Here is a 16,295-nt window from a genome sequence, read left to right on the forward strand (position 1 = left end):
CGTTAACCTTCACGCAGCTTTCTTCGATACCAGAGATTAATTATTAATAGTGCAACTACTAAGTAAATCACTCCTGCGAGTATAAATGCCACTAATGAATTAATTGGTGGTCTTTGACTCATAAAAGTATATTGTCCTGGAGCAACCAAAGTATATAAAAACCATGAAAAGGAAAATGTCCGCCAAACAAGATTATTCATATTTCCCAAGATTGGCAACAAAATTAAAATCAATCCCAAAATTGGTCCAATACTAATATAAAGAGCATTTTTTTGTACGAAAAGACCTACACTAAAAACTAGAACAGAAAATATTCCCCAACCAATAGCAGCAAGTATGATAAACAAAAGGATTTCTGTTAAATCATTAGTTGTAAAATAGCCCGGACGCATTCCCTCACTCAAGTTAGTATCATGAAAATTATAGACAAAAGGAAAGTAGAACCAATTTATTAAAAGCATCTCATACAGATTTGTTATCAGTGACAGACCCATACCACTTAAAAAGGTATTAATTATTCCTTTTTTTAAAAATTGTCGATAACCAACACGTTGTTGAACACCAGAAAATATATTACTATTTTTCAAATAAACAAAAATACCACTGCCAATAATTGAAAATACAAGCATCATTATCAAATCAACCATTATACCATCATTTCCACCACCAGACTGCATAGTAAAAAATAAGTGTACCGAAATATTACCTTTAATAAGGATTCCTTGATTATCTTTAATCGCTGAAAATACATGCCACGTGATTAGCAAAAAAAATAAAGCAATTATTAAAATAATATATTTCTTTGTTCTTTTAAGAGTCATATTCTTCTCTTTCTTTTTTAAAACCAAAAAATTGTAAACATGTAAATTAGATCCTTTCTTTCAAACAGTGTCATATATCAATTCGAGCTCTCAACAATTTGACACTTGATTCAGTTTTATAATATCATCATAAAAAGCACGTTTATTAAAAAAGTGTAAAAATTACACATATACATTAAGGAAAGTAACAAAGTGATGCAATTAGGCGATGTAATACGAATTTTACGTACTTCACAAAACATGACACAAAAAGAATTGGCAATGAATATTTTAGACAGAGGAAATTTATCTAAAATTGAGCATAACTTGCTAGAACCTTCATATACTAACTTTCACCTGTTAATTTCTAAACTTGGAATTAGTGCCGATGAATTTGAATATATTAGAAATGAATATTCTTGTAACGCAAAAGCAAAATTAATGTATGAGTTTTTTAAGCTGCACTACAATACGGATCAGCAACAAATAAATATACTTTTATCTAAATGCAGCAATTTTAAAGAAGATATAGAAATACAACGAATTATCACTATTTTGCAAGCAATGCAAATTTTGGGGGGAAGAAAATGGGTTTGAACAAGCTCAAAGCTTAATTGCACCGATTTGGTACGATTATCTTTCAAAAAAATCTATCTGGACTATAACGGATTTACAAATTTTAAATATGATATTTTTCGTTTTAGATGGTGAAACAGTTGAAACGATAATATCTCAGGCTGTTAAAACAATTGAGTTAAAATATCCTTTTATGCAAACTTTAAAAATTAGTTTTTTACTTAATAAGGGATACCTACGAATGAAACAAGAAAAATTAAAATCTGCTATTTTGATTTTCAAGAATTCACTAACATCAATTAAAAAATTAAACAGATATGATGAATTATTATTCATAAAAGGTCGAATAGAAATTTGCAATAAGAACAAAGCTAAAGCTCTAGCTTTCAAAAATTTATTAATCTCAATAGAAGCGGATAGTACCGCCAATGCACTTAATTCAGAAATTCAAGAATTTGACTACCTCTTTAATTAACTTTCAACGGGAAATTGATATAAAAATAATTTTATTGCCAAAGATGCAGCGCAATACTAATCACTGAAACTAAAGTGTCTAACTTTATTCTATAATCTACTCTTTTAACTTAAAAATAATATCAGCAGAACATTTGATAAGGGTCTCCTTATCAAATGTTCTTGTAATTATCATAGCGCTTTCTAAAAACAATTTCTGTGCGTTTTCCGCACAATTAAATTTTACACTGCAAAATTATCTCTATATAATGTAGAATTTACTTAAAGAGGTGTTTCAAATGTCAGATTTTGGTCAAACAATTCATCAATTACGTGTTTCCCGTTCTATTAGTCAAGAGGAGTTAGCTGCTGGTATTTTCAATCGCAGTCGCTTATCAAGAATCGAAAGTAGTAGTGCTTATCCTTCTCAACAAGTTGCCAATCAATTAATTTCTCGTTTAAGTCTCACTCCTAAAGAGTTTGAATATATCCAGCATGATTATTCAGCTTCCAAAAAAGATCAAATTTTATACCAATTTTTCAATATTGAATTTAATACTGAAACCAAAAAGATAAATTTACTTATCAAACAATGTGATAGTATCATAGATGATATCGACATTAAGCGCATTAAAAAAATATTACAAGGCCAATTATTGCTAGGCACCTCTAACGGCTTAAAGCAAGCAAAAAAGCTAGTTCAGCCTATTTGGTATGATCATTTAGCTAACATTAAAGTATTAACAATAATTGATCTTGCTCTGTTGAACATGATTGCCTATGCCTTTGATGATGATACTAACCAACAAATTATTACTAAAATTCTTAATACAATTGACAATTACTATCCTTTTTTAATTGCTTTAAAATGTAACGTCTTAATTAATCAGGCTAGCTTATTGCTAGAACAACATGATTTCAGTGCCGCTGAAAAATCTCTAACTCAAGCTGCCGAATTAGCACAAAGTAACAATCAGTATGATAAGTTACTTCTATGTAAATCTGAATTAGCTATTTGTAATCAAGACCAACAACAAGCAGTTTATTATGCCAACTTACTAAATGAAATTGGTGCCGTCAACTTAGCACAATTATTACAGCAGCAAATCAAACAGTTCTCTTACCTTTTCAACTAATCTTCACCACACAAAAAAGCCGCTCAAACGAGCGACTTTTTTAATTATTATTTATCTTTTAATTACATCATTCCGGGAGCACCGGCACCAGCAGCTGCGTTTGGATCAGCAGCAGGCTTGTCTTCTGGAATTTCTGCAACAACAGCTTCAGTGGTTAAAAGCAATGCAGCGATTGAAGCAGCGTTTTGTAAAGCAGTTCTTGTAACCTTGGTTGGGTCAATAATTCCTGATTCAACCATGTTTTCCCACTCGCCATTAGCAGCGTTGTAACCAACTTCGTTGTCTTGCTTTTCAAGTTCATTCAAGATAACTGAACCATCTTCACCAGCGTTTTCAGCAATTTGGCGAACTGGTGCACTCAAAGCACGTAAGACAATGTTGATACCAGTCTGTTCATCAGCAGTATCACCTTTAAGGTCTTTAACAGCTGATTCAACATCAACTAAGGCAGTACCACCACCGGCAACATAACCTTCATCAACAGCAGCACGAGTTGAGTTCAAGGCATCTTCAATGCGGTAACGACGTTCCTTCAATTCAGTTTCAGTAGCAGCACCAACGTGGATAACTGCAACACCACCAGTTAATTTAGCCAAACGTTCTTGCAACTTCTTCTTGTCGAAGTCAGAAGTAGTTTCTTCAATTTGCTTTCTAATTGAATCTTCACGATCCTTAATAGCAGCATCAGAACCAGCACCATCAACAATTGTAGTTGAGTCCTTGGTAATAGTAATGCGGCGAGCTTGACCTAATTGTTCAATCTTTGTGTCCTTCAATTCAAGACCTAAGTCTTCAGTAATAACTGTACCACCAGTTAAAGCAGCAATATCTTGCAATTGTTCCTTGCGACTGTCACCAAAGCCAGGAGCCTTAACAGCAACAACATTGAAAGTACCACGAATCTTGTTCAATACCAGTGTTGGCAAAGCTTCACCAGAAACATCGTCAGCAATAATCAATAATGACTTACCTTGTTGTACAATTTCTTGCAACAATGGCAAAATATCTTGAATATTAGAAATCTTCTTGTCGGTAATCAAAACGTATGGATTATCAAGGTCAGCTTCCATCTTGTCGTTGTCAGTTACCATGTATTGTGACAGGTAACCACGATCGAATTGCATCCCTTCAACAACTGATAATTCAGTTTCAATTCCACGAGAATCTTCAATGGTAATAACACCGTCATTGCCAACCTTTTCCATGGCGTCAGCAATTAAATTACCAACTTCTTTAGAAGCACTTGAAACGGCAGCAACTTGGGCAATTTGGTCTTTTGAAGAAACTGTATGACTAATCTTGTGCAATTCATCAGTTACGGCCTTAGTAGCCTTTTCAATTCCGCGGCGAACGCCAACTGGGTTAGCACCAGCAGTTACATTCTTCATCCCTTCACGAATAATTGCTTGGGTTAAAACAACTGCAGTAGTTGTCCCATCACCGGCAATATCATTAGTCTTTTGTGCAGCTTCAGCAACTAGCTTAGCACCCATGTTCTCGTAGTGGTCTTTTAATTCAATTGCCTTAGCAATTGTAACACCATCATTAGTGATTTCTGGGTTGCCGTATGATTGTTCCAAAACAACGTTGCGTCCCTTAGGACCAATGGTCGTCTTAACAGTATCAGCTAACTTATCAACACCCTTTAAGAGGGAACGTCTTGCATTTTCTGAGAATCTAATATCTTTTGCCATTTTCATTCGCTCCTTAATTATTCAACAATTGCTAAAATATCTTTTTCATGAAGGACCAAGTACTTCTCACCTTCGTATTTAACGTCAGTACCAGAATACTTGTCATATAATACAACGTCGCCCTTTTTAACTGTCATTGGGATCTTATCGCCGTTTTCAGCATAAGTACCTGCACCAACAGCAACGATTTCGCCTTCAGTTGGCTTTTCTTTAGCATTAGATGCTAAGACGATGCCGCCTACAGTCTTTTCTTCTTCTTCTTTAACTTTTACGATCACGCGATCACCGATTGGTTGTAACATGACTGCCTCCTAAAATTAATTTTGCTAAATCTTATTATTGTTATTAAGTAGTTAGCACTCTTATTAGCTAAGTGCTAACTTACAAATATGATAATAACCTCTTTTGCCAAAAAATGCAAGAAAAAATTAGCACTTTAGGCAAAAAAGTGCTAATTTTATTTTTTGCAAGTTCTTAACTCGCATCACGTCGCATATAATTAAAATTTTTCTTATCCATTTTTCAACTAATTTTTTGCTCTTATCATCATCAAATACTATCTAATTTAAATTAAAACTGTAAAAAACAGTGTGTAAAACTATTACATGTGCGCAAAATATTGTTTTTACTAGTTAAACTTAGAATGCCGTTTGCAATCAGCTTAGTAAAATAATTTAACCATAATAAAAACCCTAGAAATTAATTCATCTTAATTTCAGGGTTCATCTTACTATAACTCAAAAAGAAATATTACCAAATTAGTACCCGCTTTTTTGGCGGCAGCCACATACCATCCGTCTTCTTAACTTTAAAGACCTTATAGAAGTCCGGTTGGCACTGTACTTGTACATTAGCTCGCAAGGCATTAGGTGAGTGAACATCAGTGGCGAGTAAGCCTTGAGTCACTTCTGGACTTGCTTTTAACCGCCAAATTCGAGCATAATTTTTAAAAAGTTCACGCAAACTAACGTGATCCTTCTTAGCAGCTGCTATGGCCACAGATAATCCACCTTGATCGGCAATATTCTCTGATACTGTCAGCTTACCGTTAACCTTTTTACCGCCATACTTGATACCATTAAATAATTTGATTTCTGCCTTAATCCGCTTATTAAATGCAGCATGATCTTTTTTAGTCCACCAATTATGCAAACTACCATATTTATCAAATTTAGCACCATTATTATCAAAGGCATGAGATATTTCATGACCAATAACTGCGCCAATACCGCCCAAGTTAGCAGCCTTACTTTGCTTCTTACTATAAAATGGTGCTTGCAAGATAGCTGCAGGAATAGTGATATCATTTTGTTCATCATTATAGCCTGCATTAACTTCATCGCCAGTGAAATACCAATCATCACGATTAACAGGTTCATCTAACTCTAAGATGCTTTCCTTAAGGGCTTGGATAGTCATTGCTTTTCGATTAGCATACAAACTACCACCTTGGCTTGCCGGAACCACTTTTATATCATCATAAAAGTCGGTAACATCGCCTGGGTACCCGACCTTAACCTTCATTGTCTTTAATTTAGCAATTGCCTTTTGTCTGGTTGACTTAGACAGCCACTTATTTTTTTGCAAACGATGTTCGTAAATTTTCAAAATTTGCTTAACTATCTTAGTGACATCTTTTTTAGCAGCAGAACCAAAATAGGTTTGGCCATAATATTCACCTATTAGGTCAGCATAATCACTATCTGTAATTGCAAATGCCTGTTTTGCAGTTGAAGACAATTCCTTTTGACCAGATTCTGCTTGCGCAAATGGTGCGCTGGCGTCAATAAATTGCTGTGACAAATTTCCTGCAACACCATTAATGAATTCAACGATCATCCAACCTTTAATTTCAGCGAAATTATCCTTATTGAGCAACTTGTTAACATTATTCAAGAAGTTCGGATCCGTGACAATAATCTGGTCAGGTTCTTTACCAATTGCTCTTTGTAAAAAGCCCGCCATATCAAAGTCACTAAATTTCGCCTCAAAATCTTTGACATTCATTGGATGATAATTGCTAGTCACTTCGGCGCTATCTTCAGCTGACTTAGTATTTTGCGCTATCTTACTATCAAACTTAAGCGCATTTTCAACATAGGTAGTTGCTTCAGCTTCTGATACACCGGCTAATTTTAATAGATTAATAGATTGTTTTTTAAAAATATCGAGTAACTCTTTTGCATTAGCATCTTGATAGCTAGTAGTATCAGGTAAAAATGTTCCAGCGGCGCCAAAGTAGAGGTCATTCTTTCGGGCATTTTTCAAATCAGGCTCTACATCCCACCCAATTGGCAGCGGCATCGTTTCATTAAATAGTTTTGTTGCTTTAGTATTAAAATCAGCAAAATCCTTAATGTCTTCTAGTTCTGCTAAATCCTGTTTAATTGGTCCAGCACCATCGCGATTACGCTGATCCATATCTCGAGCTTGCTTATATAAAGCAACAGCCTTAGCAAAATTAGGAATATTCGGCAGTGGCTTTTTGCCATTAGCAAAAGCTGCCATATCTTGACTTAATTCAGTATTTACCTTAGTCGAAAGCTCATCAAAAGCACCAGTACGAGTACCATCTACTGGTATTTTAGCTTGCTTTAGCCATTTAGAATTAACAGCTAAATACAAATTATCTTGTGGACGCGTACCGATTTGAGGTTTGAGCGTATTGCCAATGCCCCCACGTTTTCCTTTAACTTGCTTACTGCGGTGCTGGTTAATTTTACTTTTACTAGTAGCAGCTGAAACTGGCTGACTAAGATAATTACTAGTATTAGTTAAAACAAGAGAACCACTCATTATAATAGCAGTAAGTATCGCTATTATCCTTGATCTTTTCTTCATTTATTTACCTCATGTACAAGCAACTTAATCACTAAGCTTTATTATAGCAATATTCTTCTATTAAAAAATATATTTTTTATGCAAAACCATTTCTATTATAGCGTTAATTTAATTAGATGCTTTTCACACATAATGTAAATAGAAATAAGCATCATGCTAGCAGCTGTTATAAAAATTAAATGAATATCTATTTTAGCAAGAAAGCCACTGACCACAGCCATCACTGCTCCCATAATTCTAGTTAGAGTAGTTGCAGCGGAAGTTACCATCCCGCGATATTCTTTTTTAGTTAATGCTTGAACTATCGTAAAGAAGTTCGCCTGTGACCAGACACTGCCAAAGGATACCAATATATATCCTAGCGTAACCGTTAGCAGTGAATTAAGCAGCAACATCAGCATAAAACCCGCTAAAATCAAACTACCACTAATAATTAGCTGCAGGCCTAGCTTAATTTTTTGATTAAAATGCAAATAAATAAAATTGGCTAGAATACTAGCAATTGCAGCAGCCGTGAAAAAGACACTAACCATGCTGACTGATACTTTAAGATACTGCTTTAACGTAAAAGTCAACATCGGTACTACTACCTGAAACCCAAGATTAGCAACAAAGAAACCAGCAATTAACCATTTCAATTGTTGATTCTGCCAAATAAACTTCAAACCAGCAGTAATTTTATCCTTAATATTTTGCGTTTTCGGGCTAACATCATCTTCATGAACGTCTTTAATTATATAAGCCAGATAGCCAAAGCTAACACTATCAAGTGAGAAACCACTTAGATAACCCATTACATTAATAATAAGTGAAGCAACTCCTGGCCCCAACATTCGTTGAATTGATGAAACTAAACCTACTTGGCCAGAAACCTGAGCTAATTCTTCTGCTGATAATGATTCTGCAAGCATGGTCTGATAACCCACCCACGACAATAAATCAAAGGTACCAAAAACAAAAATTGCTGTCAAAAGACACCAAAAAGGCCACTGCTTAAAAATCATGATTGGAATTAGTAATACCAATCCCATTTGCGCAAGCAGCGTGATTAACATCACGCGCCGCTTATTATAGATATCAAACAAAACCCCAATCACTAAGCCGAAAAGTGCGGTTGGCAAATATTCTGTTGCCGTTAGCAAACCCATTGTCACTGGTGAATGATTAAACGCTAAAATAAGTAATGGTACCGCAAAAGTATAAAACTGGTCACCAAAACCTGATACAGTATAGCCTAACAATAATTTTCTTTTATTATTTAATTCTTGATTTTTCATTTTTCTCGATCATATAAAGTAAATAGCCGTATTATTTTTCCTTAAAAACAATACGGCTACTACTTCTGGATCGACAACATTAGTAATTTGCATATTAATTATCTCGGTGCAACAGCCTTGATCAATAATTACTTATTCCTATCCTTATCAGAATCAAGAAAGTAAATTAACGTTTGTAATTCCGTTGCCAAATCAACATTTTGCACACGAATCCCGCTTGGTGCAGAAAGACGGATCGGCGTAAAGTTCATAATACCTTTAATTCCGGCATCAATCATTTCATCAGCCGTCGCTTGAGCAGTAGATGAAGGAACTGTCAAAATAGCAATGGAAATCTGTTGATCACTTAATTGCTTATTGAGTTCCGCCATACTATAAACAGGAACCCCACTTAAAATTTTACCTGTAATTTTCTGATCAATATCAAATGCACAAGAAATCCGAATGTTATTGCTGCGCTTAAAGTTGTAATTAAGCAGCGCGTGACCTAAATTACCCACACCTACTAAAGCAACATTAGTCAGCGTATCTTGGTTCAAGATTTTTTTAAAAAACGATAATAAGCTCTTAACATCGTAACCGTAGCCACGCTTACCTAAAGCACCAAAGTAAGAAAAGTCCCGTCGAATTGATGCACTATCAACTTGAACAGCATCAGACAATTCGGTTGAAGAAACTTTCTCTTTGCCGCTCTCATTTAAGATGATTAAATACCGATAATAAAGCGGCAATCTCTTAGCTGTTGCCGTAGGAATTTTGATTTTTTCCATTTTTATAAAAAGCCTCCCACATTTAGTTTGTGAATTAAGCACCAATCAGTATTATTTTACCTATAAAATTACGATTATTGCAAATGTTTTTTTCACAATCTTGTAAATTTTACCACAAAAAAGCCTGATATCCTAGTGAATAAGCGTTACTAGCAGATAAATAAAATAATTATTTTTACCACTTAACTAACCACAATAACTAGTTAACTGCATTATGTAGCCACTTAACTAATTTTTCCAGACAAACACCAAGCTTTTAGTTAAACTGCAATTAAGAACTAGGAGTATAACAATTTATTAATATTTAATCTAGTTTCTTTTTCATTATCCATTTAGCAAAACTATTAGCACTAATCGAAACTGGTGGTTTAAGAACAACTGCACCATATGACAATGAAACAGGATAATCTAACGGAATGATTTTAAAAAATTCATGATTTTCGTATTCAGTAAAATCTGGTATAACGGCAATACCTAAACCTGATTCAACCATCGTATCGATTGCTGCAAAATTATTAACAATAATACATTCAGCATCTGGACAAGAGGTTTTTATTAAATTTTGCAATTTTAATTGTTCAGGCGGACACCAACTGTTAACAAATAAAATAATTCTTTGATTATTCAACATATCAAGTTTTATTTTTTTATTTCTGACTAATAAATTATTTGATGGAACTGCTACACTAAAGTTTCCCTTTATTAAAGAGTAATAAGCTATTTCTTTATAATCTACTACATCATCTTCTGTTGTAAAAATCACGTCACAGGTTTGTTGAATTAAATTTTGTTTTAATTGATTATGGTCATAATATTCTACATATACCCTAATATCTTGATTCAATTGACAATAATCTCTAATCAACTTAGGCAAAATATGAGCTTCAAAGGATGTCCCAGTTAAGCCAATTGTCAATGAACTTTTTTCACGCTGATAATTTTCGCGACTTTCAAAAATGGCTTTATCTAAAATTTTAACAGCAAGCTGAACTTTTGTATAAAACATATGCCCACTTACTGTTAACTTTACTTCTCGCTTAGTTCGTTGAAATAGTGTAAAACCAATTTCATTTTCTAACGAGTGAATTGCCTGTGACACTGCTGGCTGAGAAACACTCATTGAAGCTGCAGTCTTAGAAAAATTTAGTGTCTCAGCCAAATTAATAAATATTTTTAAATGATCAAAATTCATATAATTATCTTCCATTCATAAGTTTTTATTATTAGCAATTATATTTTCCAATTTCACGCGATATATTTATTGTGATATGTTTATCAATGTAAGCGCTACAAAAATATCGATATTTATTTACGCTACTTAAAATAATTCATTTAATTATGAAAGGCAAATTGAAAATGAAAGAAATTAATACAGAAGTTCTAGTAGTAGGAGCGGGAAATGCTGGTATGATGGCCGCAGCTGCCGCAGCTGAAAAAGGTGCCAAAGTTACTGTCATTGAAAAAGAAGATTCTATTAACCTATTACGTGTTGGCTTAGCCGGAGTTGGAACTAATGCGCAAAAGCGAGCAAACATGACAATTAATAAATATGATTTAGTCGAATATTTAGCAGCTTTTGCCCAACACAATGTCGATGAAGGCTTAATTTATCATTGGGCTGATCATAGTGCTGAAGCTGTTAACTGGGTTGAAGATAATATTCTGAAACCTCATGGTGCTCATTTACGAGCAGAACCAGATGCTATGGTGACAGGCCACGCATATCAAGGCTTTGCAACAGAGAACGATCCAACTTTTGATGATAAGACTTTTACTTCTTATGGCAAATGGTTTATTCAAAAAGTAACCGAAATGGGTGTAGATTTGGAATTTAACACAGAACTAGTTAAATTAATAAGTAAAAATAACCAAGTTACTGGTGTAATTGCCCATAGAAGTCAAGAAAATCAAGATATCCAAATTAATGCATCTAAAGGTGTAATTATTTGTTCAGGTGGATATGCTGCGAATACAAAATTACTTAAAAAATGGAATCCATTATCTTTAAAGAAGAATGTTTATAATGATAGTCCTCGTAATACAGGTAAAGGTATTACTGCTGCAATAGAAATCGGTGCTATCAAAGATGAAGAACCTGCTGAATGTATTTTTGACCGTGGACTAGTACCTGTAGGTAAAAAGACCGAAGACATGTATGTTCAAACAGATACCTATCAAGATTGGCTTTGGCTTGGCAGTCATCCTTTATTAAAAGTTAATTTACGTGGTAAAAGATTTGCTAATGAATCTGTTCCTTATCAATTTATCGTCAATGCTGCAAGCAAACAACCCGGTTATCTCTATGCAATGATCTGGGATGATAATTATGGTGAATATGCAAAACAATTCCATACTTTAGGTTGTGCTAGAGTAGGCTTCCCTGGTTATATGGCTAGTGCTGAAAAATTGATGGCTGATACTGAACAATATGTTAAAAAAGGACTAGTTGTTAAAGCTAATACAATTGAAGAACTAGCGCAAAAATTAAATTTGCCAGTTAAAAATTTAGTTAATACTGTTAAACGTAATAATAATTTAGTAACAGCCAATATTGATCAAGACTTTGGTAAAGAAGCTTACCGCTTAACACCAATCGAGAAGAAACCATATTATGGTTGTATTTTAGGTGGTCGTGTTCTAGATACACTTGATGGCTTAAGAATTAATAAGAAAATGGAAGTTCTTAACCAAGATTACGAACCCATCCAACACCTTTATGCAGCTGGAAATGCCAGTGGTGGCTTCTTCTTTGGTAGTTATCCAGATCGAATTCCTGGTTTAGCCGCAAGTCATGCTCAAACCTTTGGTCGCTTAGCCGGACAACAAGCTGCTGAAAATTAATATTTGAAATAAGTCGTGCATAATTGTAATGTACGACTTATTTTTGTCTTTTCCATGATGAATTTTCACCAGGTCAAAATAATATGCTAAAATGGTTTCTAGGTGAAAAATATGATAATTGCACAAGGACACGATTTAGAAAAACAATTCGGTGCCAATACTTTATTTAAACACGTCAACTTTTCAATTGATGCAAATGCACGGATTGGACTCGTTGGTCCCAATGGAGTTGGCAAGACCACTCTACTTAAAATTATGACCGGTGAAGAAGATGCAACTCACGGCGAGTTTACCATTAATAAGGGAATCGACGTTGGTTATATTGCTCAGGAAAATAGTCTAAATGAAGATAAAACAATCTGGAATGAAATGCTGGAGGTTTTTACGCAACTAATCAAGATAGGTGAAAGAATTGCTGTCATGCAAGAAAAAATCGCTAATCATCCTGAAGACAAAGCCTTACTTAAGCAGTATGATCAGATGCAGTTTAACTTTGAACAGCAAGGCGGTTACACTTATCAAGCAGATATTAAGAGCATTCTCAACGGCTTTAACTTTCCGGAAACGACTTGGTCTAAAGTAATCGGCAGTCTTTCTGGTGGGGAAAAAACGCGATTAGCATTTGTTAAATTATTATTACGCAAGCCACCACTATTGCTGCTTGATGAGCCCACAAACTATTTAGATCTTGATACATTAGATTGGTTAGAAAACTTCCTTAAAGGATATGCTGGTGCAATTTTAGTTGTTTCTCATGATCAGTACTTTTTAGATCACTTAGCCAACCAAATTTTCGAATTACAATTTGGTAAATTGACACCTTTTAAAGGTAACTATTCGAATTACGTTGCACAGCGTGAGCTTCGCGACCGCCAACAAGAAGAAGCTTACGAAAAACAACAAGATAAGATTAAAAAAGATGAGGAATTCATTCAAAAAAATATTGTACGGGCAACAACTACTAAACGAGCACAAAGCCGCCGTAAGCAATTAGAAAAAATTGAACGAATTAAGCCACCGAAACACAAAAATAAGGTGCGAATTAATTTCAAAAGTGAACGACCATCAGGCAAGGAAGTACTCATTCTCAACCACTTAACAATTGGTTACCCTACTAAGACAATGGTTAAAGATATTTCATTTCAAATTAACAAGGGTGATCGAGTAGCTGTTATTGGTCCTAACGGCATTGGTAAATCAACCTTGCTTAAGACCATTATGAAGGAATTAAAATCCAAAGCTGGTTCTATTAAATACGGTGCCTCGCTTGATATCGGCTATTACGACCAAGAATTACAGGGCTTAGAACAGGGGAAAACTGTTCTTGATACTATCTGGGATAGACACAAAACAATGCCTGAGCGTGATGTCCGCTCAATCCTTGCTAGCTTTTTATTTACTGCTAAAGATATTGATAAGACTGTCGGCCAATTATCCGGTGGGCAAAAAGCCCGCTTGACTCTAACTGTCTTGTCGCTTGAGCACAATAACTTCTTACTGATGGATGAACCAACCAACCACTTGGATATTGAAGCTAAAGAAGTGCTAGAACAAGCTTTGCAAAAGTTCGACGGTACCTTGCTCTTTGTTTCCCATGATCGGTACTTTATCAATCAACTAGCGAACAAGATTGTTGCCGTCAAAGATAATCATGCCCAAATTTACGAAGGTAACTATTCGTATTACTTAGATGAACAGGCTAAACAAACTGCTGCTAATACCGTAACTCCCGCTAATCAGAATGCACAAGTAGAAACAACAGCTGCTAATTCCACTAAACTATCTTATCAAGAGCAAAAGCAACGCGACTCGCAAAAACGCAAATTGCAACGTCAAGTAGAAGATGTTGAAGCCAAAATTGAAGAATTAGAACAAAAAGAGCAAGACATTCAAACCCAAATGGCTAATCCCGACATTGCTTCTGACTTTGGCAAATTAGGACCATTGCAAGAGGACCTAACGGCCACGCAGACCGAATTAGATAAGGCCAATGAAGCTTGGGAACAGGCATTAACCGAGTTAGATAATTTTGAATAACAAAAAGTAAATTACAATCTAAACCCCGAAATTAGGACAACCTGATTTCAGGGTTTTATTTTGACTAAATTTTGGAACAGATAAAAAGTTGGGATTCTGACTGAAAGAAAAAATCCCAAAGTTAGCTACACTAATTTCGAGATTTTTAAATTTTATTGATCATTAAACTTGCTATCAATTAATTTTATTTATTATCAGCGATAACATAAGCAACATGTTTACCAGAATAAAAGACAGAGCCTGCTTCGGTTCCTGGCATATTTGGACCATAGGTATCCCTAATTAACATTCCAGCTGAGTCATTACCAGCCAGAGCAAAAAAGCAAAATTATACTATGCAGTTAATTTATTTGAAAAGCAACAAATCTAAACCTCTAAAACAATTCGTTAAATCAATCAAAATAATTTTCTATTGTAATAAACATACATCCATTAGCAGGAATTACCGTTTTAATTTTTCCATTCTCACAATTAAGTTTTTCAACTTTTAAAGATGATGCTTCATCTAATTCCTTGATCTGGCTTAAAGTAAGATACTCAGGCACCCCTATTTCTTGCCAATATCCTTTTGCGTTAGCATGATCATCATCAATTCTAATTGAGCTTACTTTTTGATTATAATCTTTTTCTATATCAATTAAAATTTCTAAGTCACTTATTTCTTCTGTTGGTACATTGTGATTATATATAATTAACTGAACCGCTCCGTTTTTCTTTACTGCTAACATCTCAGCTGTTGCTTCAGGTTGCGAAGATGTTACTTGTAAACGGATATTTCCTAATTGATGGAATAGTTCAAAAATTCGATATGCAGGTTTAGCAATACCCTGATATGTTTGCAAACCAAAACCACCATGAAATACATTTGGCTTTTGAAATTGTTCTTCAAATATATCTGAAAAAGTCCAAAATGAATAGCCATCAACTAAGCCATCATTGTCAGCCAATGTCTTAGCAATCATTGCAGAAGCATAAGGCTCATCATGAATGCTATCCCCAAGCATAGCAGATACGTTCCATTCCGTATAATAAAGCGGATAATTTTTTGCTTGCTGCTTAGTTTTTTGCGTCATTTCTTTAAGAACACCTCGCGGATATTTTGCATCTCCACCGTGTGTCTTACTAAAATATTCTTCAATATCCATTCCACTTTTCCATAGTGGATCATCTGTTGGATAATGATGGGTAGATATAAAATCTAAAGGTACAGCATTTTCTTCACAAAAATCTATCATCTCTGGAATCCATGAATTAAAGGAAGTTGCAGGACCACCAACTTTTAAATTACCATTAATCGCTTTAATTGCTCTTACAGTTATTTCATACAAATGAAAGTAATCATTTTTATTTCCCGCAAAGAATAATGGTAAGTTTGGTTCGTTCCAAATCTCGAAAAACCAAGATTCTACTTCTTCTGTGCCATATCTTTTTAAAACATGTTTGATAAATTTACTAATTAATTCTTGCCATTTTTCATCAGACTTAGGCATAGAATTGTTACCACCGTAAGGGAATATTTTTCCTTTACTAGATGCCAAACATTCAGGCATGAACCCTAACTCTACAAAAGGTTTCATACCTATTGAAAGCAAAAAATCAAAAATAGTGTCAATATTTTCAAAATTATAAATCATACCATGTGAAATTCCATCAAACCCGGTCATTTCTGTGCAGATGCTCATTTCATCATCAAAAATACCGTGAAAACGCACATATTTAAATCCTAACTCTCGATGTGCTTTCTCCAATTGTTTCTGATAGTCAGCCCTTAAAGCTGTATATGCGTGACTACTACCAACACATAATTCCCAATAATGAGGAAAACTACGCTGCTCTTTTGAATTAACCTTAAAATTTATCATTAGAAACT

At 34.5% G+C, this 16,295-nt stretch carries 13 protein-coding genes; 5 read left to right on the forward strand and 8 right to left on the reverse strand.

Going from position 1 to position 16,295, the window contains the following annotated elements:
• Window positions 1-2 precede the first annotated feature (2 nt).
• On the reverse strand, window positions 3-821 hold the full coding sequence (locus OZY43_RS05875) for a hypothetical protein (protein WP_277164134.1): 819 nt from the start codon (window positions 819-821) through the stop codon (window positions 3-5).
• Between the two features lie 195 nt (window positions 822-1,016).
• Here OZY43_RS05875 and OZY43_RS05880 point away from each other — a divergent pair, with 195 nt between their 5' ends.
• From OZY43_RS05880 to OZY43_RS05890, 3 genes are all read left to right on the forward strand, one after another.
• A complete protein-coding gene (locus OZY43_RS05880; protein WP_277166374.1) occupies window positions 1,017-1,397 on the forward strand; it encodes a helix-turn-helix transcriptional regulator in 381 nt (126 codons plus the stop codon).
• Window positions 1,398-1,617: 220 nt separating this feature from the next.
• Window positions 1,618-1,851 (forward strand): hypothetical protein, encoded by a 234-nt coding sequence (locus OZY43_RS05885; RefSeq protein ID WP_277164135.1) that lies wholly within the window; start codon window positions 1,618-1,620, stop codon window positions 1,849-1,851.
• 277 nt (window positions 1,852-2,128) lie between these two features.
• On the forward strand, window positions 2,129-2,965 hold the full coding sequence (locus OZY43_RS05890) for a helix-turn-helix transcriptional regulator (protein WP_277164136.1): 837 nt from the start codon (window positions 2,129-2,131) through the stop codon (window positions 2,963-2,965).
• A gap of 62 nt (window positions 2,966-3,027) precedes the next feature.
• On the opposite strand, the gene groL is transcribed toward OZY43_RS05890, so the two are convergent.
• The 6 genes from groL to OZY43_RS05920 all read right to left on the reverse strand — a co-directional run bounded on the left by groL (window position 3,028) and on the right by OZY43_RS05920 (window position 10,739).
• Window positions 3,028-4,659: a chaperonin GroEL gene (groL, locus tag OZY43_RS05895; RefSeq protein ID WP_277164137.1), complete on the reverse strand. Its 1,632-nt coding sequence runs from the start codon at window positions 4,657-4,659 to the stop codon at window positions 3,028-3,030.
• 17 nt (window positions 4,660-4,676) lie between these two features.
• On the reverse strand, window positions 4,677-4,961 hold the full coding sequence (groES, locus tag OZY43_RS05900) for a co-chaperone GroES (protein WP_277164138.1): 285 nt from the start codon (window positions 4,959-4,961) through the stop codon (window positions 4,677-4,679).
• A 448-nt stretch (window positions 4,962-5,409) separates the two neighbouring features.
• On the reverse strand, window positions 5,410-7,500 hold the full coding sequence (locus OZY43_RS05905; protein ID WP_277164139.1) for a M13 family metallopeptidase: 2,091 nt from the start codon (window positions 7,498-7,500) through the stop codon (window positions 5,410-5,412).
• 95 nt (window positions 7,501-7,595) lie between these two features.
• The gene (locus OZY43_RS05910; protein WP_277164140.1) at window positions 7,596-8,777 is read right to left on the reverse strand and encodes an MFS transporter; all 1,182 of its coding nucleotides are present in this window, start codon (window positions 8,775-8,777) and stop codon (window positions 7,596-7,598) included.
• Window positions 8,778-8,905: 128 nt separating this feature from the next.
• Window positions 8,906-9,547 carry a redox-sensing transcriptional repressor Rex gene (locus OZY43_RS05915; protein WP_277164141.1) on the reverse strand — a complete coding sequence of 214 codons (642 nt, stop codon included), beginning with the start codon at window positions 9,545-9,547 and terminating at the stop codon, window positions 8,906-8,908.
• A 304-nt stretch (window positions 9,548-9,851) separates the two neighbouring features.
• A complete protein-coding gene (locus OZY43_RS05920) occupies window positions 9,852-10,739 on the reverse strand; it encodes a LysR family transcriptional regulator (RefSeq protein WP_277164142.1) in 888 nt (295 codons plus the stop codon).
• A 164-nt stretch (window positions 10,740-10,903) separates the two neighbouring features.
• Here OZY43_RS05920 and OZY43_RS05925 point away from each other — a divergent pair, with 164 nt between their 5' ends.
• Window positions 10,904-12,388: an FAD-dependent oxidoreductase gene (locus tag OZY43_RS05925; protein WP_277164143.1), complete on the forward strand. Its 1,485-nt coding sequence runs from the start codon at window positions 10,904-10,906 to the stop codon at window positions 12,386-12,388.
• A gap of 111 nt (window positions 12,389-12,499) precedes the next feature.
• A complete protein-coding gene (gene abc-f / locus OZY43_RS05930; RefSeq protein ID WP_277164144.1) occupies window positions 12,500-14,425 on the forward strand; it encodes a ribosomal protection-like ABC-F family protein in 1,926 nt (641 codons plus the stop codon).
• A 392-nt stretch (window positions 14,426-14,817) separates the two neighbouring features.
• Here abc-f and OZY43_RS05935 read toward each other — a convergent pair whose 3' ends face one another.
• A complete protein-coding gene (locus OZY43_RS05935) occupies window positions 14,818-16,287 on the reverse strand; it encodes a cellulase family glycosylhydrolase (RefSeq protein WP_277164145.1) in 1,470 nt (489 codons plus the stop codon).
• Window positions 16,288-16,295: the final 8 nt, after the last annotated feature.

Origin of the sequence: Lactobacillus sp. ESL0785, assembly GCF_029395455.1 — a bacterium.
Lineage (GTDB): Bacteria > Bacillota > Bacilli > Lactobacillales > Lactobacillaceae > Lactobacillus.

What these genes read in the sequence shown, in the direction of transcription:
- OZY43_RS05915 (WP_277164141.1), bottom strand. Translation starts at nt 9,547, where the DNA reads ATGGAAAAAATCAAAATTCCTACGGCAACAGCTAAGAGATTGCCGCTT.
- OZY43_RS05920 (WP_277164142.1), bottom strand. Translation starts at nt 10,739, where the DNA reads ATGAATTTTGATCATTTAAAAATATTTATTAATTTGGCTGAGACACTA.
- OZY43_RS05885 (WP_277164135.1), top strand. Translation starts at nt 1,618, where the DNA reads ATGAAACAAGAAAAATTAAAATCTGCTATTTTGATTTTCAAGAATTCA.
- OZY43_RS05875 (WP_277164134.1), bottom strand. Translation starts at nt 821, where the DNA reads ATGACTCTTAAAAGAACAAAGAAATATATTATTTTAATAATTGCTTTA.
- OZY43_RS05905 (WP_277164139.1), bottom strand. Translation starts at nt 7,500, where the DNA reads ATGAAGAAAAGATCAAGGATAATAGCGATACTTACTGCTATTATAATG.
- OZY43_RS05925 (WP_277164143.1), top strand. Translation starts at nt 10,904, where the DNA reads ATGAAAGAAATTAATACAGAAGTTCTAGTAGTAGGAGCGGGAAATGCT.
- groL (WP_277164137.1), bottom strand. Translation starts at nt 4,659, where the DNA reads ATGGCAAAAGATATTAGATTCTCAGAAAATGCAAGACGTTCCCTCTTA.
- groES (WP_277164138.1), bottom strand. Translation starts at nt 4,961, where the DNA reads ATGTTACAACCAATCGGTGATCGCGTGATCGTAAAAGTTAAAGAAGAA.
- OZY43_RS05880 (WP_277166374.1), top strand. Translation starts at nt 1,017, where the DNA reads ATGCAATTAGGCGATGTAATACGAATTTTACGTACTTCACAAAACATG.
- abc-f (WP_277164144.1), top strand. Translation starts at nt 12,500, where the DNA reads ATGATAATTGCACAAGGACACGATTTAGAAAAACAATTCGGTGCCAAT.
- OZY43_RS05910 (WP_277164140.1), bottom strand. Translation starts at nt 8,777, where the DNA reads ATGAAAAATCAAGAATTAAATAATAAAAGAAAATTATTGTTAGGCTAT.
- OZY43_RS05935 (WP_277164145.1), bottom strand. Translation starts at nt 16,287, where the DNA reads ATGATAAATTTTAAGGTTAATTCAAAAGAGCAGCGTAGTTTTCCTCAT.
- OZY43_RS05890 (WP_277164136.1), top strand. Translation starts at nt 2,129, where the DNA reads ATGTCAGATTTTGGTCAAACAATTCATCAATTACGTGTTTCCCGTTCT.